The sequence below is a fragment of the Cupriavidus sp. TMH.W2 genome, assembly GCF_050847365.1.
Taxonomy (GTDB): Bacteria; Pseudomonadota; Gammaproteobacteria; order Burkholderiales; family Burkholderiaceae; genus Cupriavidus.
This window is the reverse complement of sequence record NZ_CP193793.1, coordinates 1,658,963-1,680,680: the sequence shown is the minus strand read 5'-3', so window position 1 is coordinate 1,680,680 and position 21,718 is coordinate 1,658,963. Positions and strand designations below refer to the sequence as shown.

Annotated in this window: 16 protein-coding genes; 6 read left to right on the top strand and 10 right to left on the bottom strand. The window is 66.0% G+C overall.

The genetic code is table 11. From position 1 onward, the window contains the following. Positions 1-74: 74 nt before the first annotated feature. The 3 genes from ACREYQ_RS25150 to ACREYQ_RS25140 are packed head-to-tail and all read right to left on the bottom strand — an operon-like array spanning position 75 to position 4,160. Complete coding sequence (locus tag ACREYQ_RS25150; protein ID WP_432260701.1) at positions 75-1,496, bottom strand: aldehyde dehydrogenase family protein; 1,422 nt, start codon at positions 1,494-1,496, stop codon at positions 75-77. 30 nt (positions 1,497-1,526) lie between these two features. Then, positions 1,527-2,438, bottom strand: a complete 912-nt coding sequence (locus ACREYQ_RS25145; protein ID WP_432260700.1) for a TauD/TfdA dioxygenase family protein — start codon at positions 2,436-2,438, stop codon at positions 1,527-1,529. A 48-nt stretch (positions 2,439-2,486) separates the two neighbouring features. Then, the gene (locus ACREYQ_RS25140; protein WP_432260699.1) at positions 2,487-4,160 is read right to left on the bottom strand and encodes a GMC family oxidoreductase; all 1,674 of its coding nucleotides are present in this window, start codon (positions 4,158-4,160) and stop codon (positions 2,487-2,489) included. Positions 4,161-4,332: 172 nt separating this feature from the next. Between ACREYQ_RS25140 and ACREYQ_RS25135 the strand changes: the two genes are divergently transcribed. Both ACREYQ_RS25135 and ACREYQ_RS25130 read left to right on the top strand, forming a co-directional pair. Beyond that, positions 4,333-5,043, top strand: a complete 711-nt coding sequence (locus ACREYQ_RS25135) for a GntR family transcriptional regulator (protein ID WP_432260698.1) — start codon at positions 4,333-4,335, stop codon at positions 5,041-5,043. Positions 5,044-5,330: 287 nt separating this feature from the next. Beyond that, entirely contained in the window at positions 5,331-5,582 is a 252-nt protein-coding gene (locus ACREYQ_RS25130; protein ID WP_432260697.1) for a hypothetical protein, read from the top strand. A 364-nt stretch (positions 5,583-5,946) separates the two neighbouring features. Here ACREYQ_RS25130 and ACREYQ_RS25125 read toward each other — a convergent pair whose 3' ends face one another. Then, positions 5,947-7,422, bottom strand: a complete 1,476-nt coding sequence (locus tag ACREYQ_RS25125; RefSeq protein WP_432260696.1) for a sensor domain-containing diguanylate cyclase — start codon at positions 7,420-7,422, stop codon at positions 5,947-5,949. 216 nt (positions 7,423-7,638) lie between these two features. Here ACREYQ_RS25125 and ACREYQ_RS25120 point away from each other — a divergent pair, with 216 nt between their 5' ends. Beyond that, positions 7,639-8,670 carry a patatin-like phospholipase family protein gene (locus ACREYQ_RS25120; RefSeq protein WP_432260695.1) on the top strand — a complete coding sequence of 344 codons (1,032 nt, stop codon included), beginning with the start codon at positions 7,639-7,641 and terminating at the stop codon, positions 8,668-8,670. 3 nt (positions 8,671-8,673) lie between these two features. On the opposite strand, the gene ACREYQ_RS25115 is transcribed toward ACREYQ_RS25120, so the two are convergent. From ACREYQ_RS25115 to ACREYQ_RS25090, 6 genes are all read right to left on the bottom strand, one after another. After that, positions 8,674-9,309, bottom strand: coding sequence for an HD domain-containing protein (locus ACREYQ_RS25115; RefSeq protein WP_432260694.1), 636 nt, complete (start codon positions 9,307-9,309; stop codon positions 8,674-8,676). Next, positions 9,306-12,779 (bottom strand): adenylate/guanylate cyclase domain-containing protein, encoded by a 3,474-nt coding sequence (locus tag ACREYQ_RS25110; protein WP_432260693.1) that lies wholly within the window; start codon positions 12,777-12,779, stop codon positions 9,306-9,308. Before ACREYQ_RS25110 ends, ACREYQ_RS25115 begins: the two co-directional genes overlap by 4 nt. Positions 12,780-12,934: 155 nt before the next feature. Then, positions 12,935-14,053, bottom strand: coding sequence for an alanine dehydrogenase (gene ald / locus ACREYQ_RS25105; protein WP_432260692.1), 1,119 nt, complete (start codon positions 14,051-14,053; stop codon positions 12,935-12,937). Positions 14,054-14,095: 42 nt separating this feature from the next. Continuing rightward, positions 14,096-15,538 (bottom strand): phosphonoacetaldehyde dehydrogenase, encoded by a 1,443-nt coding sequence (gene phnY / locus ACREYQ_RS25100; RefSeq protein ID WP_432260691.1) that lies wholly within the window; start codon positions 15,536-15,538, stop codon positions 14,096-14,098. Positions 15,539-15,586: 48 nt separating this feature from the next. Further along, entirely contained in the window at positions 15,587-16,813 is a 1,227-nt protein-coding gene (gene phnA / locus ACREYQ_RS25095; RefSeq protein ID WP_432260690.1) for a phosphonoacetate hydrolase, read from the bottom strand. Between the two features lie 24 nt (positions 16,814-16,837). Further along, positions 16,838-17,527, bottom strand: a complete 690-nt coding sequence (locus ACREYQ_RS25090; protein WP_432260689.1) for a phosphonate utilization associated transcriptional regulator — start codon at positions 17,525-17,527, stop codon at positions 16,838-16,840. Between the two features lie 180 nt (positions 17,528-17,707). On the opposite strand from ACREYQ_RS25090, the gene ACREYQ_RS25085 reads away from it, so the two are divergent. The 3 genes from ACREYQ_RS25085 to ACREYQ_RS25075 all read left to right on the top strand — a co-directional run bounded on the left by ACREYQ_RS25085 (position 17,708) and on the right by ACREYQ_RS25075 (position 21,687). After that, complete coding sequence (locus ACREYQ_RS25085; protein ID WP_432260688.1) at positions 17,708-18,754, top strand: putative 2-aminoethylphosphonate ABC transporter substrate-binding protein; 1,047 nt, start codon at positions 17,708-17,710, stop codon at positions 18,752-18,754. A 74-nt stretch (positions 18,755-18,828) separates the two neighbouring features. Further along, on the top strand, positions 18,829-19,953 hold the full coding sequence (locus ACREYQ_RS25080) for a putative 2-aminoethylphosphonate ABC transporter ATP-binding protein (RefSeq protein WP_432260687.1): 1,125 nt from the start codon (positions 18,829-18,831) through the stop codon (positions 19,951-19,953). Between the two features lie 9 nt (positions 19,954-19,962). Further along, entirely contained in the window at positions 19,963-21,687 is a 1,725-nt protein-coding gene (locus ACREYQ_RS25075) for a putative 2-aminoethylphosphonate ABC transporter permease subunit (RefSeq protein WP_432260686.1), read from the top strand. The last annotated feature ends 31 nt before the right edge of the window (positions 21,688-21,718 follow it).

Below are 21,718 nucleotides of genomic sequence, written 5' to 3'. Positions count from 1 at the left end.
CCCGGGCGGCAGCGTTGTGCTGCACGACCGGGCGGTCAGGCGCCGAAGCGCCGAAGCGCCGAAGCAACGCAGGCTCAGCCGGTCACAGTCTTGGTTTCCAGGAATTCGGCAATGCCTTCCGGGCCGTATTCGCGGCCGTTGCCGGAGGTCTTGTAGCCGCCGAACGGGGCCGTGATGTCCATCATTGCCCCGTTGATGCGCACATTGCCGGCGCGCAGCCGCGCGGCCAGCTTGCGCGTGCGTTCCGGGCTGGACGAGGCGATGTAGGCGGCCAGGCCGAACTCAGTGTCGTTGGCGATGGCCACGGCTTCATCCTCGGTGTCGTACGGCAGCAGGCACAGCACCGGGCCGAAGATCTCCTCGCGCGCGATGGTCATGTCGTTGCGCACGTCGGCAAAGATGGTCGGGCGCGCATAGAAGCCGCGTTCCAGCCCATCCGGGCGGCCCGGGCCGCCGGCAGCCACCCGCGCGCCTTCCTCGATGCCCACGCCAATCAGGTGCTGCACCTTGTCGTATTGGCCGCGGTTGGAGATCGGACCCATCTTGGTTTCGGGATCGGAGGGGTCGCCCACCTTCACCGCATTGGCCACGGCGGCGGCGATCTGCACGGCCTGCTCGTAGCGCGAGCGCGGCACCAGGATGCGCGTGGGCGCGATGCAGGTCTGGCCGGAATTGACCATGCACTGCGCCACGCCGCTGGTCACCGCAGCCTGCAGGTCGGCATCGTCCAGGATGATCAGGGGCGACTTGCCGCCCAGTTCCTGCGCCACGCGCTTGACCGTGGGCGCGGCGCTGATGGCCACTTCCACGCCGGCGCGGGTCGAGCCGGTGATCGACACCATGTCGACGTCGCGATGCGACGACAGCGCGGCGCCGACCACGCGGCCCTCGCCATAGATCATGTTGAAGACGCCCGGCGGCGTGTCGGCGGCATCCATGATCTCGGCGAAGATCCGCGCGTCCAGCGGCGCGATCTCCGACGGCTTGAGCACCACCGTGCAGCCCGCCGCCAGCGCCGGCGCCACCTTGGCAGCGATCTGGTTCAGCGGCCAGTTCCACGGCGTGATCAGCACTGCCACGCCGATGGCCTCGCGCAGGATATAGCTCTTGCCGCGGGCGGCTTCGAACTCGAAGTCCCGCAGCGCCTGCAGCGTCGCCTGCAATTGCGCCAGGCCGATGGCGGCCTGCAGGTTGGTGGCCAGCGTGACCGGCGCGCCGATTTCCTGGCGCACCGCCTGCGCCAGGTCGCCCATGCGCGCCTGGTAGGCGGCGATGATGCGCTCGAGCAGGGCGATACGCGCTTCCCGCGTGGACTCTGACCAGGACGGAAAGGCCGCGCGCGCGGCGGCCACGGCCCGGTCCACGTCCGCCGCGGTGCCCATGGCGAGCTTGCCCGCGACTGCTTCGGTGGCCGGATCGATGATGTCGGCCTGGGCTGCGCCCGCTGCGGGCTGCACCCACTTGCCGTTGATATAGAACGTGTCGACGCTATGCATGCCGGTTGCCTCGAATGGGTTGGGGTTCGGTCAGACCGGACGGTCGCCGATGATGGTGGCGCGGTTCATGTGGCGCACGGCCGGGAAGTAGTCCTGCACCGCATAGTGCTGCGTGGAGCGGTTGTCCCACAGTGCAATGGTGTCGGGCTGCCAGCGCAGGCGCACCTGGTATTCCGGCGCGGCGGCCTGGCGGTACAGGTACTGCAGCAGGTCCAGTTCCGCGGGACGGAAGTCCGAACCGAAGCGGTATGGCTGTTCCTTGGCGAAATTGGTGAAGTGCGTGGTGAAGGCTCCATTGACGAACAGGATCTTCTCGCCGGTCTCCGGGTGCGTGCGCACTACCGGATGGACCATGGGGGGATATTTGGCGCGCATCTCGGCGTACTTCCCTTCGTCCAGGGCCGCGCCGAAGAGCGGGATGGCGTCGTGTACGGCCAGGAGGCTGGCAATGCGTGCCTTGACGTCTTCGGGCAGGTTTTCGTAAGCGGCGGCCATGTTGACCCAAATGGTGTCGCCGCCAACCTCGGGGCACTCCACGCAGCGCAGCATCGAACCCATCGACGGGATCTCGCGCCAGCTAACGTCCGAGTGGTACAGGTTCTCGCGGCCGCGCGTGGTGCCGTCGCGCCCGAATACCACCAGCTCGGGCAGCTCCGGGTGGCAGCTGAGCATCGGATGCACTTCCAGTTCGCCGAAGCGGCGCGCCACAGCCACGTGGTGAGCGGGCGTAATGGTTTGCTTGCGGAAGAACAGCACCTTGTACTTCAGCAGCGCGCGGCGCAGCGAGAGGTAGGTGTCGTCGTCCAGCGGTTCGCGGAAATCGATGCCTTCGACTTCGGCACCGATCGTCGGCGTGCAGCGGCGCACGGTAAAGGGAAAGGCTTCGTTTTCCAGCGCGCGGTAGGCTTCCGGGCTGATGGTGACTGCGGCAGTGGCTTGCATGGGGGGTCTCCTCGGTATTGTGGTTGACAACGCAGGGTGTGAGCCGGCTTAGCGGAGCGCGGCCTTGATCAGGTCCGCGGCCTTTTCGCCGATCATGATGGCGGGCGCGTTGGTGTTGCCGCCGATCAGCGTAGGCATGATCGACGCGTCAGCGACGCGCAGGCCCTCCACGCCATGCACGCGCAAGTCGGGATCGACCACCGCCATCTCGTCGACGCCCATCTTGCAGGTGCCGACCGGGTGGTAGACCGTGTCCGCGTGGGCCCGCACGAAGTCGCGGATGGCGGCTTCATTGCTGCTGTCGGGGCCGAAGGCGTCGGTCAGGATCTCGCGCCCGCCGTGCTGCGCCAGCGCCGGCTGCGCGAAGATGCGGCGAATCGCGCGCACGCCTTCGACCATGCCGGCCATGTCCTCTTCGGCCGACAGAAAGCGCGGGTCGATCACCGGCGTTTCGCGCATGTCCGCGCTGCGCAGGCGGACATGGCCGCGGCTCTTCGGCCGCAGCACGCAGGCGTGGCAGGAGTAGCCGTGGCCGAGATTGCCCAGGTTGCGGTTGCCGAGCAGCGCCACGGCAAAGTGCAGTTGCACGTCGGGGATCTCCAGCTCAGGGCGGGTGCGCAGGAAGGCCCCGGCCTCGGCAACATTGGACGACACCATGCCGGTGCGCGCGCGCCGGTAGCGCAGCACTTCGCGCGCCAGGCGCAGCATGCCGCGGGCGGTCTTGCCGAACAGCTCGGTGGTCTGCAGCTGCTTGTTGACGATGATGTCGAGATGGTCCTGCAGGTTTTCGCCCACGCCCGGGAGGTCATGGACCACTTCGATGCCGAAGCCGCGCAACTGCGTTGCCGGGCCGATGCCGGAGGCCAGCAGCAGTTGCGGCGAGTTGAAGGCACCGCCGCTGACCACGATCTCGCGCCGTGCGCGCAGCATTTGCACAATGCCGCTGCGCAAGACTTCCACGCCGACAGCGCGCTTGCCTTCAAACACGATGCGCAGCGCCTGCGTGTCGGTCAGCACTGCCAGCCCGCGGCGGCCGCCGTTCAGCGCCGTGTCCGCCGCATTGCCGCCGTGCAGGTAGGCCCGTGCCGCGTTCCAGCGTTCGCCGTTGCGCTGCGTCACCTGGAACAGGCCCACGCCTTCCTGGCTGAGGCCATTGAAGTCGTCATTGTGCGGCAGGCCGGCCTGCATCGCAGCCTGGACAAAGCGCTGCGCGAACGGGTTGGGCGAGCGCAGGTCGCTCACGTGCAGCGGGCCGTCGTTGCCATGCAGGGGGTGTTCCTGGCCGGCGAGCCGAGGATTGCGCTCGCTGCGGCGGAAGTAGGGCAGGACGTCTTCGAAGCTCCAGCCCCGGCAACCCAGAGCGGCCCAATCGTCATAGTCGCGCCGGTGGCCGCGGATATAGACCATGCCGTTGATCGACGAACTGCCGCCCAGGCCGCGCCCGCGCGGCTGGTAGGAGCGGCGCCCGTTCAGCCCGGGTTGCGGTACGGTGTAGTAGGCGTAGTTGCGCGGCCCGGCCTTGGCGACGACCGCGGCAATACCCACCGGCGCCCAGATCGAGTAGTGATGGTCATGCGGCCCCGCCTCCAGCAGCGCTACCGTTGCATTGGGGTCCTCAGCCAGGCGCCCGGCCACGGCGCATCCGGCCGATCCCGCGCCAATGACGATGTAATCGAACTCCGCCGCCGGCCCCGCGGGGTCTTGTGATGCCCTGGTATTCAATTTGGTGTCTCCTGAGTTGCCAGCATGCGGTGATCTTCGGTGGATGCACACATCTGCTGACGATAGATACTGCCATTACCTGTTATAACAGGTCAATAGGCTATGACGCCACCTATCATGATAGGTATAATCGGCTCACCCAGTTCGGAGCCGCCGCCAAGGCGGGAAACACGTGGCGCTGCCCAGGTTCAAAGAGATCGAAAACGAGATCCGCCAGCGGATTGCCTGCAATACATGGGGGCCAGGCGCAAAACTCCCGTCTGAGGCGGAGTTGATGGCCGAGTTCTGCGTCAGCCGGATCACCGTGCGCCAGGCCCTGTCCGGCGTGCACAACGCTGGCCTGATCGAGAAGGTCAATGGCAAAGGCAGTTTTGTAACCCGTCCGGCGGACACGCCGAGCCTCGGCGCGCTGACAGGCTTCTATGAGACTGCCCGCGCCCGCGGCCAGTTGGCCTATGGCAAGCTGGCTTCCGTGCGCCTGATGCGCGCGCCGGCTCATGTAGCGGCAGCGCTGCGGCTGCAGCCCGGCGAGAAGGTGTTGAGCGTGGCGACGGTGCGCTACTGGGACGATGCCGCGGTGGCTTATTTCAACCTGATGGGCCCCGAGCCGCTGATGCGCCGCCTGGTGCAGGAAGACCTGGAAACCAACGACGCCATGGCGCTGTTTGAAAGCCGGCTGGGGTACCGCTTCAGGGACGTGGCGATGGAAGCCACCGCGATAGCGGCGCCCGCCGAGGCCGCACGCCGGCTAGGCGTCGCCGAGGGCGAGCCGTTGCTGCGGCTGCGCTGCACGCCATACGATATCGAGGGCATGCCGGTGCTTTGCGCAGACCTGTTGTTCCGCCCGGACCGCTACGCCCATAAGTGGACCCTGGCGCGTTAGGAGCGGAGTCTGGCGTTTTCAGCCGAGGCTGAACAACCGCGCCAGCGCCTTGATGGTGCGCAGTTGCGTGGTAATTTTTACCCGCGTCGAGCACTTCTTACTGTGACAGGGCGGCGATCATCCTCCTTTCTTGCATTACCGCGGGCTGCGTCGCCGGCACCGCTCTCGCACCTCTCCACTGGTACGCCAGTTGCGTCTTTCGCAGCGCAGCGGCGATTCCAGCGCGCTCGCCGGCAGGCTGTGCCATGCGCCAGGCCTTGCCGCCAATCTGCTAGTTGGAGGAAGACATGAAAACAACTCTACGCATCGGCACAGCCCTGCTCGCACTTGGCATCGTGGCAGGCTGCACCGCCACCGGCAGTACCAGCGGCTCCGGTTCGCTGTCGGGCTCGGGCTCGGTGACGGAACAGAACCGCAGCCGCAGCGCCCCTGGCTCCAGCGCCTCCACCGGAACGTCCGGCGCGACCAGCTCGACCAGCCCGAGCGGCACGTCGAGCGGCAGCAGCGGTGCGGCCAGCGGTTCGGGCACGGCGCGCTGACGCCGGTGCAGCCGCCAGTGCAGGCACCGGCGGCTGCATGGCTCACTAGCGGTCCCGCCCCGTTTTGACGCGCTCGTCGTGCAAGGGATACGCCATCCGGGCAGGTATCCGGCGCGGGCCGTGCGGAGACCTTGGGCGCGGCTGCGGATGCCGTATGGGTCATGCGGTTGCAGTATCGACTAGCACGCCATGCAACTTTTGCAGGCGCCACGAGTTTGCCGAGAGCCCGGCCTTGAAAGCTGCGGAACAGCCGGTCAAGCGGATCTGGTCGCGCGAGGAAGAAGTCCGGCATGACTTCCACCGCGCCGCAGTGGCCGCGCGGGATGGATTCGAACTGGCGTAGCTGACGTGGCGGAAGGGACGCTCAAGACGCCATCGCCGCCGTGGCTGTGCCGAAAGTTGCCACGCAATTGCGCCCGGAGCGCTTGGCCAGATAGAGCGCTTCGTCGCCGGCACGGAGAAAGGCGCGCAGTTCGGCGAAACCCTGTTCGCTGCCAGGGATGTTGGCGTCGGTCACCGCGCCGACGCTGACCGTCAGCACGCCGTTGGCGCCCGCCGGGTTCGGGATCTGCAAGGCCTCGACCGCGGCGCGGATGGTCTGCGCCCTGGCGGCCGCGCCGGCGGCGCCGGTGTGGGGCAGCAGGATGGCGAATTCTTCGCCGCCATAGCGTCCTGCGTAATCTCCGGGACGCCGTATGTGCCCCTGGATGCAGGCCCCTACCGCGGCCAGCGCATCGTCGCCGGCCTGGTGCCCGTAGCGGTCATTGAATTCCTTGAAGTGGTCGACGTCGAGCATCAGCAGCGACAAAGGCTGGCTGTGGCGGCGCGCACGCCTCCATTCCATGTCGGCGGCATCGTCCAGCGCGCGCCGGCTGCCCAGCCCGGTCAGGGCATCGGTGTTGACCATCCAGCGCAGGTGCTCCTCCATCTCCACCCGGCGCCGCCACTGGCGCGACAGCAATAGCGAGAGTGCGATGATGGCGGCGTCCAGGGCGCAGATCAGGGCGCCGAATATCCATGCGCGCTTGTACCACGGTGCCAGCACGTCGTGGGTGGCGCGACCCACCACGACCAACAGCGGAAAGCCCGGGACCCGCCGGAAGCTGTAGAGCCGCTGCACGCCGTCAAGCGCCGCGACGCCGATAAAGGTGCCTTGCGTGCCCTGCAGCAACGGCGCGAACGACGGGCTGGAGGAGATGTCGCGCCCGATCGATTCCGCTTCATAGGGACGCCGCATGATGATGGTGCCGTCCGTGCGCACCAGCGTCAGCGTGCCGCCGGCGCCAAGGCTGACGCCATCGAACAGCTTGCGGAAGTACTGCAGGCGCAGTGTGCCGACCACGATGCCGGCAAAACTGCCGTCCGGCGCGGAGAGCCGCCGGCTGATGCCGATGGATTTGTTCTCGGGCGTCAGGCGCGGCTGGAACGGCCGGCTCAGGAACACGCCGCCGTGATCGGCGCCGAGGTGGGCCTGGAAGTAGTCGCGGTCGGAGACATCGACCGGACGCGGCGGCCACTGGTGCGAATCGTACACCAGCTTGCCGTTGGCGTCGGCGACCAGCAGCGAACCCATGTCTTCGGCGTTGATCGAGCGGTCGAACAGCAGGCGCTGGCGCAGCGCCGGCGGTTGCGTCAGCAGTGCGGGATCGTGCATGGCTTCCACCACGCCACCAATCGACAGCTCGTGGATCTGCAGATTGCGGGTGATGCTGCGTTCCAGCGTCAGCGCCAGGTTGGCCGCCGCGACGCCGGCATTGTCCATGGCGTCCCGGCGCATCTGCACCAGGGCGAATGCGCCAAGCCCTGCGATCATGAAGACCAGGACAAGGCTGGCGGCCACGATCAGCGAGGCCGGACGGTGGATGGCTGGGCGAGCCGGTAAGTGATGTATGTGGCGCACAAAAGGAGCCGGTCTGCTTTTATGCGGCCATTGTAGTGCCTTGATGGCCCGGGCCACCGCCGAGTGTGTCACAACACTCGCGCTGCCCTACGCTGCATGCATGGTTCTTCCCTACACTTGAGCATGGCGGGTCTCCGCCGCTGAAGGGAAGAATCTATGCAGCCGGAGCCTGCACAACCCAAGCCCGTGGCGCTGGCCCTGCAAGGCGGAGGCATGCATGGCGCCTTTACCTGGGGCGTGCTCGACCGGCTGCTGGAGGACGGCCGTCTGGCGATCGAGGGCGTCAGCGCCACCAGTGCCGGCGCCATGAACGGCACGGTGCTGGCCTATGGCCTGATGCGGGGCGGAAGCGACGGCGCGCGCCTGGCCTTGCATGACTTCTGGCTGGCGATTGCGAACTCGGCGCAGCGCTTCAACCCGTTTCGCTGGCTGCCGTGGTTCAAGGGCAGCCATACCCTGGGCCTGAACCATTCCCCGTTGTACGCGATGGCCGACATCACGCTGCGGCTCCTGTCACCGTACCAGTTCAATCCCAGCAATCTCAATCCGCTGCGCGACGTACTGGGCAGCCAGGTGGACTTTGCGGCGCTGCGAGAACATTGCCCGATCCAGCTTTACCTTTGCGCGACCAATATCGAGACGAGCCGCATACGCATCTTCCCGCCGGAAGAACTGAGCATTGACGCGGTGCTGGCCTCGGCCTGCGTGCCGACGCTGTTCCAGGCAGTCAGTATCGACGGCCAGCATTACTGGGACGGCGGCTATGTCGGCAACCCGGCGATCTATCCGCTGATCTACCACTGCCAGACGCGCGATGTCGTGATCGTCCACATCAACCCGATCGTGCGCCGCGGGGTGCCGACCACGGCCGCGGAGATCCTGAACCGGGTCAACGAGGTCAGCTTCAACTCATCGCTGATGCGGGAGATGCGCGCCATCGCCTTTGTCACCTCGCTGATCCAGCAGGGCAAGGTCGATGGCAAGGAGATGAAGGAGATGTGGATCCACTCGATCCGTTCGGACGAGACCATGGCCGCGCTGGGGATCTCCACCAAGTACAACGCCGACTGGGATTTTCTGTGCTCGCTGCGCGACAAGGGCCGGGAAGCGGCGGCCACATGGCTGGAGCGGAACTACGACAACGTCGGCCAGCGCTCCAGCATCGATATCAGCGGCGAATTCCTCTAGTCATTAGGCACCAGGCAGACCCGGTTGCCCCAGGCGCCAGGCAAGGTTGGCGCGCGCCTGCGCCTCGAAGCGCGACTGGAACAGGTCGGTGAAGTAAATGCGCGGGCTGGCCAGCAGCCGGCCCAGGAAGGCGCGCTCGGCGGCGTCATAAGCGGCGTCGTCCAGGTCGGTGCGTTCGGCCCGCAGGCAGGTGCCGTTATGCTGGAAGCGCGCGCGGCTGCACCCCAGCGCGGCCAGGTCGATATCGGCGGTGAAACGGCCGGCCAGGCTTGCCGGCACATCGGCGTGCGTGGTTTCCAGGATCAGGCCGGCAACGCGCTCGGCCGCGGCGATGGTGCCGCCCGACCAGTGCCGCAGCCATGCCGCGCTGCGCCGCTCGTTGTCGGTGGCGCCGGCCACGTAGATGACGTCGTGGCACCAGAGCGCCAGCTCCACGTCGACGGCATCCGGTATCGCGCTGCGGGCCCAGTCCAGGTCATGCAGACAGCGGCGCACATGGTCCAGGGTGTGGTAGTGCCGTGTCGGCTCGCCGTAGCAACGGGCCAGGTCGGCGTAAACGTCTGCCGCGCGCGTGCCGCCCGCAATCGTCCAGAGCGCGGCAAAACGGTCTTGCAGAGGGGCGCCTGGGGTTGCGGTCATGTGCGTGCAGGCCCTGGATCATAGACATTGTGGCCGGCCAGCTCCGCCAGCAGTGCCTGCGCCTGCAGCCAGTCAGCGCTATCGGTGCCCTCGCTGAAGCTGCCGTGGATGCGCGCCAGCGTTTCATGCGCCGCCGCGCGCTTGCCTTGTTGTTGCCACAGCCGGGCCAGGCTGATGGCGGCTTGCAGTTCCAGCGGCTTTGCGCCTTGGGCGCGGGCGACCGTAATTGCCCGCTGGAAGCAGGCTTCGGCTTCCTCGCTGTCGGCGCCAGAGCCGGCGCCTTGCGCCGACAAGCGCAGCAGCATGTCGCCGCGCAGGCGGTACACAGCCGCTTCATCGAGCCGCTCTCCGGTCTCTTCCACCATGGCTTGTGCCTGGGTGAGCGCGTCCAGTGCGGCAGCGGGCTGGCCAGCCTTGCCGCAGCCCTCGGCCAGCATGGTCAGCAGGTTCGGCATGCCCAGTTCCCCGCCGGTTGCCTCATAGGCGGCCACGCCCTGGCGCATCAGCGCTATGCCTTCCCGGTGATCGCCCTGTTCAGACAGCGCCCAGCCCTGCAGGACTGTTCCCCAGGCCAGGTAGATCGGGAAGCCCTGTTCGCCCGATATGGCGATGGCGGCTTCCGCATACTCTCTTGTCATCCGGACGTCTTGCCGCCACCGGTGCTGTTCCGCCGCAAACACCAGGCACAGCGCCAGGTTGTACGCATCCGGGCGCGCGCGGGCCAGCACCAGCGCCTCCTGGCTGCGCGCGAGCGCCTGGTCGGAAAAGCCCAGGTACCACATGATCCAGCCCAGGGTGCCGGTGGCATGGACGGCCGGGTCGCGTCCGTAGCCCGTCAGGAAGTCGTAGGTCGAATGCTCAGGGTGCGGCACGGCGAGCACCGCCTCCATATGCTCGCGCGCGGCGACCAGCATGCCCAGGCGGAACAACGTGGCGCCCATCGCGCGATGGCCCTCGGCCAGCTGTTTGGGCTTCTGCGATTCCATGGCCAGCGCAAGCAGGCGCTTGGCCAGCGGCAGCGAGACCTGGTAATTCGCGCGGAGCTGATAGAACGCCCACAGCCCCAACTGCGCCGAGAATACATAGGGCGTCTGCCGGCCTTGCTCGCACAAAGTCATCGCGCGCCGGTAATTGGCCTCCACTTCGGGTGAAGCCTGGCCCCGGGCGGCAAACAGTGCCGGCCCGAGCGTCAGCAGCAACGTTAATTCCAGGCGCGCGCGTTCGGTGCTGTCGGGTTGCCGCTTGAGCAGTTCGATGGCGGCGCTCAGGTGCCGGATGGCTTCCTCCTGCGCGGAGCGCTGCAGCGCCTGCTGGCCGGCGCAGTGCAGATACTCGACCGCCTTGGGGATGTTGCCGCTGTGGCTGTAGTGGTGCGCCAGATCGCTGCAGTAGTCCTTGAGCCGGCCGTGGAAGATGGCCTCGATGGCCTGGGCGGAGCTTTCATGCAAGGCGCTGCGGCGCTCGGTCAGCAGTGAACTGCCGGCCACCTCCTGGGTCAGCCCGTGCTTGAAGACGTACTCGACTTCCGGGAAGGCCGGGCGTTCGTAGACAAAATCGGCCGCCTGCAGGTCTGCCAGCAGCGTGTGCAGCTGGTCTTGCGGCAGGCCGGTTACGCGCAGGACCAGGCTCAGCGGAAACTCCTTGCCAATCACCGCCAGCGTCTGCAGCAGCTCCTTCTGGGCCAGCGGCAGCCGGTCGATACGTGCGGCCAGCACGCCCTGCACGGTGGTGGGGATGTGCAGCAGCGCCGGCGCCTTCTCGATCCGGTAGCGGCCGGGCTGGCCCAGCAGCGTGCCTTCCTCGGCCAGGGTCTGGACCACTTCTTCCATGAAGAAGGGGTTGCCTTCGGTCTTGTCGAGGACCAGCCGTTTCAGCGGCACCAGGCTGGGGGCGTCGCCGAGCAGCGCGGTCAGCAGCTCCTGGGCCTCGGCTTGCCCCAACGGCTGCAGCCGCAGCTGGGAGTAATGCCCGCCGGCATGCCAGCGATGGCGATACTCCGGGCGGTAGTTCACCAGCAGCAGGATGCGCGCGCCCGGAACATGGTCGACCAGCATATTGAGAAAGGCTTCGGTTTCGCCGTCCAGCCATTGCAGGTCTTCGAAGATGACTTCCAGCGGCTGGTTGAGGCTTTCCCGGACCAGCAGCCGCGCAATGGCGTCGAAAGTGCGTTGGCGCCGGATGGCCGCGTCCATGGCCGGCAGCGGCGAATCGGGCTCGACTGCGCCGAGCAGATAGAGCAGGTAAGGCAGGTGCTCTTCCAGCGAGCGGTCCAGCGTCAGCAGCCTGCCGGTCACCTTCTCGCGGCAAGAGCGGTCACTGTCTTGCGCCGTGATCTGGAAGTAGTTCTTCAGCATCTCGATCAGGGGCAGGTAGGCAAAGGCCTTGCCGTGCGAGACCGAGAAGGTCTCCAGCGCCAGGCAGCCTTGCTGCGACCTGACCTTGAATTCATGGAACAGCCGGGACTTGCCGACGCCAGCCTCGCCGACCACCGCAACGATGCGCCCGTGTCCTGCCTTGGCGTGATCCAGCGCCGCGTTGAGGTGCTCCAGCTCGTCCTGTCGCCCGACAAACCGGGCCAGGCCGCGATGCGCGGCCACCTGCAGGCGCGTGCGCAACGCGCCCAGGCCCACTACCTCATACACCGCCAGCGGATCGCGCACGCCCTTGACGTGCGTGGTGCCCAGCGCCGTGAACTCGAAATAGCCCTCGGTCAGCTTGTGGGTCGATTCGCTGACCAGGATCGATGCCGGCGTGGCGATGCCCTCCATGCGCGAGGCGATATGAATGGTATGCCCGACCGGGTCATAGTCGGTGTGCAGGTCGTCCTTGCGGATCGAGCGCACCACCACTTCGCCGGTATGGATGCCGATGCGGATCTGCAGCGGAATGCCTTGCTCCAGGCGCACGCGGTCACTGTGCCGGTGCATTGCGTCCTGCATGCGCAGCGCCGCGTAGAGCGCGCGCAAGGCGTGGTCCTCATGGGCAATCGGTGCGCCGAACAGCGCCAGGATGCCGTCGCCGAGGAACTTGGCGACGTAGCCCTCGTAGTGGTGGACGGCCTCCATCATCAGCGTCACCACGGGGTCGATCAGCCGGCGCGCGTCCTCAGGATCCAGGTCTTGCGTGAGCGCGGTGGAACCCGCCATGTCGGCGAACAGGGCGGTAATGGTCTTGCGTTCGCCGGCGGTTTCGCCCCGGGCCTCCATCGCCGCCTGCTCGGCCAGGATGCGGTCGGCCAGGTGGGGCGGGGTGTACTGGACCGGGGCCGGCGCGGCAGGCGGGGGCGCGGCCGACGTTGCCGCGGCGCTGGTCGGGGCGTCGCTGAGCGCAAAGCCGCAGGCGCGGCAGAACTTCGCGGCTGCAGTGGCTTCTTCTCCGCACTGGGGGCAAACGCGGGCTAGGCGTGTCCCGCACTCCTCACAGAAGTTCGCCCCCGCAAGGTTTGCAAAGCCACAACGGCTGCAGCGCATTTCGCCTCCCGACCGTCGTTGCCTGGACGGTACTCAAGACTATTAGAGGCGGGATTGGAGAGGGTCGCAAGCTGCCGCTGCGATGGCGGCACCGGCGGGTTCGGGCCGCTGAGATTCCCTGCGCTCCGGAAGGAGCGCAGTCCGCGTGAGCGGTCTCAGGCTGCCAGGACGGCTGAGGGGTTCGCGTATTCGTAGCCAAGATCCTGCGCGACTTCACGGCAAGTCACTTTGCCGAACGCGACGTTCAATCCGTTTGCCAGATGCGGGTTTCCTGACAATGCCGCCTTCCAGCCCTTGTCGGCGAGCTGCAATGCAAACGGCAGCGTGGCGTTGTTCAACGCATAGGTGGATGTGCGCGGCACGGCCCCGGGCATATTGGCGACGCAGTAGTGCAGCACATTGCCAACGGCGTAGGTCGGTTCCGCATGGGTGGTGGCGTGCGCGGTTTCACAACAGCCGCCCTGGTCGATGGCGACGTCGACGATGACCGCGCCCGGCTTCATGGCGTCGACCATGGCACGGGTCACCAGCTTGGGCGCAGCGGCGCCCGGCACCAACACGCCTCCAATCACCAGGTCAGCCGACAGCACATGGCGCTCCAGATTGTCCTGGTTGGAATACACGGTCATCACGCGCGCGCCCAGCAAGCGGTCCATGCGACGCAGCACGTCAATGTTGCGGTCGATGACCACCACCTGCGCACCCGTGCCGACTGCGATCTGCGCGGCATTGGAGCCAACCACGCCGCCGCCCAGGATCACGATCCTGGCCGGTTCCACGCCGGCCACGCCGCCGAGCAGAATGCCCATGCCGCCACTTGCTTTCTCCAGGCAATGCGCGCCCGCCTGCACCGACATGCGTCCCGCTACCTCCGACATGGGTGCCAGCAGCGGCAGGCCGCCGCCGGCCTGGGTCACGGTCTCGTAAGCAATGCAGATTGCGCCGCTCTTGACCAGGTCGGCGCACTGGTCCGGGTCTGGCGCGAGGTGCAGGTAGGTGAAGAGAATCTGGCCCTCGCGCAGCATGGCGCGTTCCGCGGCCTGCGGTTCCTTGACCTTGACGATCATTTCCGCCTTGGCAAACACCTCCGCGGCGGACCCCGCCATGGTGGCGCCTGCCTTGCGGTAGTCTTCATCGCCGGCGCCGATGCCGGCTCCGGCGCCGGTCTCGACCAGCACGGTGTGGCCGTGTGCCACGATCTCGCGTACCGATGAGGGTGTCAGGCCTACGCGATACTCATGGTTCTTGATTTCCCTGGGGACTCCGATTTTCATGATGTCTCCTTGTCTTGGTTTGCGTCGGATAGCTTGCGCCGGTTACCAGGGCAGCGAGTAGGTCTTGGTATTGCAGAAGCTCTTCATCGCCTCCAACACCCCTTCCTTGTAGCCTAGGCCGGAATCCTTGATCCCACCGAACGGGGTCAGTTCCAGCCGATACCCCGGCACCTCGCGCACATTGACGCTGCCGACCTTCAGTTCGCGCACAAAGCGGGTGATGTAGTCCAGCCGGTTGGTGCAGACCGACGACGACAGCCCGTAGGCGGTGCCGTTGGAAATGCGGATCGCATCCTCGATATCCCTGAAGCGGATCACCGGAGACACCGGCCCGAAGGTCTCATGCTTCACCACGGTCATTTCAGGATCGACGTGATCAAGCACCGTCGGCGAGTACAGCGCGCCGCGGCGGATATTGCCGCAGCGCAGCTTCGCGCCGGCGGCGATGGCCTCATTGACCACCTTTTCGAACTGGATCGCGGCGGCCTCGTCGATCACTGTGCCCATATCCATCTTCGGATCCATCGGATCGCCGTAGTGCAGTGCTTCGGTCTTGGCCACCAGCAGATCGACAAAACGATCCGCCACCGACTCATGCACCAGCATGCGCTTGATCGCCGTGCAGCGCTGCCCGGAGTTCTTGTACGAACCGCTGGCGGCCAGCGTGGCGGCCTCTTCCAGGTCCGCGTCTTCCATCACGATGATCGGGTCATTGCCGCCCAACTCCAGCACCTGGCGCTTGTAAGTCGCGGTGGCGGCGATGTACTTGCCGATCGGCACGCCGCCGGTGAAGGTCACCAGGTCGACGTCCGGATGCGTCAGCATTTCGTCGGCAATCTCGCGCGGATCGCCGGTGATGACCGACAGCATCTGCGGCGGCAGCCCGGCCTCATACAGGATGTCGGCCAGCATGAAAGCCGCAAGCGGTGTCTTCTCGCTGGGCTTGAGCACCATGCGGTTATTGGTCGCCACCGACGGCGCCACCTTGTGGATGACCTGGTTGAGCGGGTGATTGAACGGCGTGATCGCGGTGATCACGCCCAGCAGCGGCTCGCGCAGCGTATAGACCTTGCGGCTCTTGCCGTGGTGGGTCAGGTCGCACGAGAACACCTGGCCGTCGTCGACCAGCGCCTGGTTGGCGGCAAACAGCAGCACGTCGGAGGCGCGGCCCACCTCGTAGAGCGAATCCTTGCGGCACAGGCCAGATTCCAGCGTGATGGTGCGCGAGATCTCGTCCAGGCGCGAGGCGATGATCTCGCCCGCGCGCATCAGGATCTTGTAGCGCTCATAGCGCGTCAGCGTGGGCTGGTAGTCGCGCGCGATGCGGTAGGCGCGGCGCACGTCGTCGAGCGTGGCCTTGGGCACGGTGGCGATGACTTCCCCGGTGTACGGGTAGGTCACTTCAATGACATCGTTGCGGTAGATTTTCTCGCCAGCGATGCGCAGGGCTTCCTGCCGCACGCCGGCGCGTTCCGGTGCGTTCATGGTGTCTCCTAAGGGATTGGGCGAGGCGGTTGGCCGCCCTCTGGGCGATTAATGCGCGTAGTTCAGCGCAAGGTCGAAAGCATCGAAGTTGCGCAGCCGCCGCGCCGGGTCCAGCCCGCGGAGGGGGCGGTTGCAGACCAGCGGCACCACCTGTTCCGACACGCCGCCGTGCGAGCGCAGCGGTGCGTCCAGGCCGGACAGGTCGTGGCGCTCGCGCGAGGTGCCGATGACCACGTCGCGGCGCGATACGGCGATGATGTCGCCGATGCGGTCGGGAGGCAGCTCGTAGCGTGCCGCGGCCTGCTCGCGCGTCAGGACGGCCTCCATGCCGTCGAGGTCGGCAATGCGGGGGATCCAGCGCGCGGCCGATTCTGCGTCGGGCGTGTAGACCGTGGCAAAAGATCCGAGCGCCCCGTGGTGGACCACATACGGATCGGTAATGGGGAGGATGACGCGGGCAGCGCCGGCGCCGTACCAGCGGTCGAGCTGGTCCTGCAGGTAAATGACGCGCGGCTCGCCGTCGGGGCCGTGCTTGTCGTTCATGCCGTGGTCGGCAGTCAGCACGATGGTGGCGCCCAGGGCATCGAGTTGCCCCAGGTAGCCATCCATCATGGCGTAGAAGGCATTGGCGGTGTCGCTGCCGGGCGCCGCCTTGTGCTGGATGTAGTCGGTCGTGGACAGGTACGTCAGGTCAGGCCGCACGCGCTCCATCAGCTTGACGCCGGCGGCGAAGACGAACTCGGAAAGCTCCGCGCTGTATACCGATGGCACTGGCATGCCGACCATGGCTACCACATCGCTGATGCCGTTTTCCGCCTCGGTGGCTTCGTCGGCCTTCTCCGACGAGAAGCAGATGCCACGCAGGCCATGACCGAGCAGCTTGCGCAGCTTGTCCTTGGCGGTCACCACGGCCACGCGCGCGCCATTGTCGGCAAAGGCCGCGAGCAGGGTAGGGGCGCGCAGGTAACGCGGATCGTTCATCATGACCTCGCGGCCGGCATCGCGGTCAAAGAAGTAGTTGCCGCAGATGCCATGCACGGCCGGTGGCACGCCGGTGACGATGGAGAGGTTGTTCGGGTTGGTGAAAGACGGCACCACGCAGTCGCCGAGCAGGCTGGCCCCTTGCGCCATCATCCGCGTCAGGTGGGGTGCCACGCCCGCGGCGGATGCGGCTTGCAAGTATTCGGGGGCGCAGCCATCCACGCACACCACCACGACCGGGGCATCGCTGCGGCGATATCCCCTGCCATTCACTTCGATCTTCGTCGTTGCCATCTGTCGCTCCCGTTGGAGAAGAATTTACGGTGACCGGCCGCCGGTTTGCGCCTGTTGCCGGTGCGCCTTCAGCATCCGCGCGCGGCTGGCGGCCACGTGCTTGCGCAACGCGGCGCCGGCGCGCGCGGGTTCGCCGGACGCAATCGCAGCCAGGATCGAGCGGTGCTCGTCGGCCGATACGTCCAGCCCGCCGCCCTTGGTCAGGGCCTGCATCCGGAACAGATGCAGCTCCTTGACAAGGCGGCGGTAAGTTTCAGCGAGCTTGCGGCTGCCAGCGGCTTCCAGCAGCCGCTCGTGGAAGCGCAGGTTCAGTGCTGCGTATTGGCCCGCATCCTTGTGCACGCTGGCTTCTTCCATTGCGCCCACCAGTTCATCGAGGTGTTGCAGCAGCGTGGCATCCATGCGCTGCGCCACCCGGCGGCCGATGATCTCTTCCAGTGCTTCGCGCAGCTCATAGATTTCCTCGACTTCCTCCAGCTGGATCTCTCGCACGAACACGCCGCGGTTTTTCTCGTTGCGCACCAGCCCGGCCTCCTCGAGCGCGCGCAGCGCCTCCCGGACCGGCCCGCGGCTTGTGCCGAAGCCGGCAGCCACGTCGCTTTCATTGATGCGCATACCCGGCGCCAGTTCGCCAGTCATGATCATTCGCTCGATCTCGTCCTGGACGAGCATCGGCAGCGAACTGGAACGCAGCAGCTGAAGGGCAGAGGTCATTTCCATGTCTCCATTAAAGGCAATGAACTGTAAATTGTCAACAGTTGGCAATCTACGTTTGACAGTCGACGATTGACGGTCTACATTGAATTCCATCTTACCCCACGTGCCGGATTCGACCGTGGCGGCGGGATCACAAGTCAGGCACAGATCTGCACTTCATACAGACCGGAGACATTCATGCAAAACGCCACCCTGCGCAGCTCGGCTGCCGCAGCCGCCTCAGTCTGCGCACTTGCCTGCGCGTTCTGGACCGCGGCGGCCCACGCCCAGCAAAAAACCTCGCTCAGCGTCTACACCGCGCTGGAAACCGATGCGATGCGGTTGTACAAGGAGGCCTTCGAGAAAGCCAATCCCGACATCGAGGTGCGTTGGGTGCGCGATTCCACCGGTATCGTCACAGCGCGCCTGCTGGCCGAAAAGGCGAATCCGCAGGCCGATGTCGTCGCCGGCCTCGCTGCCAGCAGCCTGGAGTTGCTGAAGCAGGAGGGGATGTTGCAGGCCTATGAGCCCAAGGGCTTTGCCGCGCTCAATGCCGCCTACTCCGACAGCGCGCGGCCGCCCGCCTGGGTCGGCATGGACGTCTGGGCAGCGACGATCTGCTTCAATCGCGTGGAAGCGCAGAAGCTGGGGCTGCCCAAGCCTGAGACATGGAAGGACCTGACCAAGCCGGTCTACAAGGGCCACATTTCGATGCCGCACCCGGCTTCGAGCGGCACCGGCTATCTGGATGTCACCGCCTGGCTGCAGATGTGGGGCGAGTCCGAGGGCTGGAAGTACATGGACGCCCTCAACCAGAACGTGGCCCAGTACGTGCACTCCGGCTCCAAGCCCTGCCAGCAAGCCGCCACCGGCGAGTTCCCGATCGGTATCTCGTTTGAGTTCCGCGCCCACCAGGTGCGCAAGACTGGCGCGCCAGTGGATCTGATCTTCCCGAAAGAAGGCCTCGGCTGGGACATTGAAGCCACCGGCATCATGAAGACCACCAGGAAGCTGGCCGAAGCCAGGCGTTTTGCCGACTGGATGGCGAGCCGCGACGCCAACCAGATCCACGCCAACTGGTGGGCCGTGGTCGCCTATCCAGGCGTAGCGAAGAAGCTCGACGGCATCCCCGACGATTACGAACAGCGCTTCAGCAAGAACGACTTCAACTGGTCGGCCAAGAACCGCACCCGCATCCTGGCCGAATGGGGCAGGCGCTACGAAAGCAAGGTCGCCGGCCGCTGAGCAGGCGTTTCGTTCCGGCACCGTCCCTTCCTGCGCGGACGGTGCTCCAGGCTGTTTTCGACTTCGGATACATCATGGACATGAGTAGCATCCAAATCGCCGGTGACGGGGCGAGCATGCCGGCTGCCCTCGAGATCAGGGGAGTACGCAAGGATTTTGATTCGTTCTGCGCGCTGCGCGGGGTCGACCTGACGGTCCGCCAGGGCGAGATGCTTTGCCTGCTGGGCCCATCTGGCTGTGGCAAGACCACGCTGCTGCGGATCATCGCAGGGCTCGAGGCACAGACGGCCGGCACCATCAGCCAGAGCGGCCGCGACATCTCCAGGCTGCCGCCTTCGCGGCGCGACTATGGCATCGTGTTTCAGTCGTACGCACTGTTCCCGAACCTGACCATTGCGGACAACGTCGGCTACGGGCTCGTGAACCGGCGCACCGCTCGCGCCGAGGTGGATGCGCGCGTTGCCAGGTTGCTGGCCCTGGTCGGCCTGCCCACCTCTGGCAAGAAGTATCCAAGCCAGCTGTCCGGCGGCCAGCAGCAGCGCGTGGCCCTGGCGCGGGCGCTGGCCACCAATCCCAAGCTGCTGTTGCTCGACGAGCCGCTGTCCGCGCTGGATGCGCTTGAGCGGGTGCGCTTGCGTGGCGAAATCCGCCGGCTGCAGCAGCAGGTGGGCGTTACCACCATCATGGTCACGCACGATCAGGAGGAGGCGCTGTCCATGGCCGATCGCATCGTTGTGATGAACCATGGCGCGATCGAGCAGATCGGCACGCCGCTCGAGGTCTATGAACGCCCGGCATCGCCATTTGTGGCGGACTTTGTCGGCAAGGTCAACGTGCTGTCTGGCGTCGCGCTGGGCGGGCAGCGGTACCGGGTCGGCAAGATGGAGTTGCAGTGCGAGGGCTGCGCACGGGATTTCGCCCCCGGTACGGCGGTGAACCTCTACTTGCGTCCGGAAGACCGCAAGATCGGCAACCTGCCGCCGCTGACGCCGAACCAGATTCAGGCTCGCGTGGACAAGGTGGAGTTCCTGGGCGACTCCTGCATCGCTGAAGTTCAGTGCGATGACCTGCCGGGCCAGACGCTGTCGCTCAAGTTCACCCTCGACCAGTTCCACGATTTCGAGGTCAGGCCGGGGCGCTCGCTCCGCCTTGCGCTGCGGGCCAACCGCATCCAGGCCTTCGCGGCCGCCACTGCCTAGGAGACGGAGATGAATGACCTGGCCTTGCCACGCCAACGCGCGGCGCGCGCGCCGCTGGCGCGCGTCAACTGGGACGACTGGCTCGCGCGCGGCGTGCTGGCGGCGGTCCTGCTTGCGTTGGTGCTGTTCCTGTTGGCACCGCTGTGCGCCATCCTCGTCAACGCCTTGCTCGACCGGCAAGGCAACTTCGTTGGCCTGGCGCACTTTGTCACCTACCTGCACACACCTTACCTGCTGCAGTCGGCGCGCAATTCCGTTGTGCTGGCGCTGAGCGTCGCCAGTATTTCGGTTCCTGCCGCATTCATCTTTGCCTATGCGCTGACGCGCAGCACGCTGCCGGCCCCGCTAAAGGCGACCTTCAGGCTGATTGCCCTGATTCCACTGTTGGCGCCATCGCTACTGTCGGCGATCTCCTTCGTGCAGTGGTTTGGCAATCAGGGCGTGCTGAAGTGGCTGTTGGGTGGTGTCTCGATCTACGGCGCGCCCGGCATCGTGATCGCCGAGGTCTACAACACCTTTCCACATGCGCTGATGATCCTGGTCACCGCGCTGTCGCTCGCCGACGGACGGCTGTATGAGGCAGCCAGCGCGCTGGGCACGAGCAACCTGAGGAAATTCACCACGATCACGCTGCCGTCGTGCAAGTACGGGCTCATCAGCGCGGCCACCGTGACCTTTACTTATGTCATCTCTGACTTCGGCGCGCCGAAGGTCATCGGCGGCGATTTCAACGTGCTGTCCATCGATGTCTTCAAGCAGGTCATTGGCCAGCAGAACTTCTCGATGGGCGCCGTGGTCGGCATGCTGCTGCTGATCCCCTCGGTGATCTCGTTCGTGATCGACTCGGTGGTGCGGCGCAAGCTGCGCGCCCAGTTGACGGCGCGCTCGGTGCCATATGTGCCCAAGCACAACCGGTGGGCCAACTTCCTGCTGGGCGCCTACAGCACCGTGGTCTGCCTGCTCCTGCTGGCGGTGATCGGCATGGCCGTGTACACATCGTTGATCAAGCTCTGGCCCTACGATCTGACGCTGTCGCTGCGGAACTACCACACGGTGCTGTTCGAGAGCGACATGGCGGTGGCATACCGCAATAGCCTGGTGCTGGCGACCACCACCGCGTTCTTCGGCTCGCTGATCGTGTTCGCGGGCGCCTACCTGATCGAGAAAACCCGCAACCTCGGCTTTATGCGGCCGGCCATGCATTTCCTGGCAGTGCTGTCGATGGCTGTGCCGGGCCTGGTGCTGGGCCTCGGTTACGTGGTGTTTTTCAACCATCCGTCCAATCCGCTGAACTTCTTGTACAACACGATGATCCTGGTCATCCAGTCAACGATCATCCACTACTACACGTCCAGCCACCTGACCGCGGTGACTGCACTCAAGCAGATCGACAACGAGTTCGAGGCGGTGTCCGCGTCGCTGAAGGTGCCGTTCTACAAGACGTTCTTCCGGGTCACGCTGCCGGTTTGCCTGCCGGCGGTGCTGGATATCGCCCGCTACTACTTCGTGGTGTCGATGGCCACGTTGTCGTGCGTGATCTTCCTCTATACGCCTGAAACCATTCTCGCCTCAGTGGCCATCATGCACATGGACGACGCGGGCGACATTGGGTCCGCCGCGGCGCTCGCCAGCCTGATCGTGCTGACCTCCACGGTGGTCTGCATCCTTTACGCCCTGTGCACGCGCGTGCTGCTGGCGCGCACCCAGGGCTGGCGCACCCTCGCCAGGCACTGAATCCATCACTGGCAACACTGAATACTGCAAG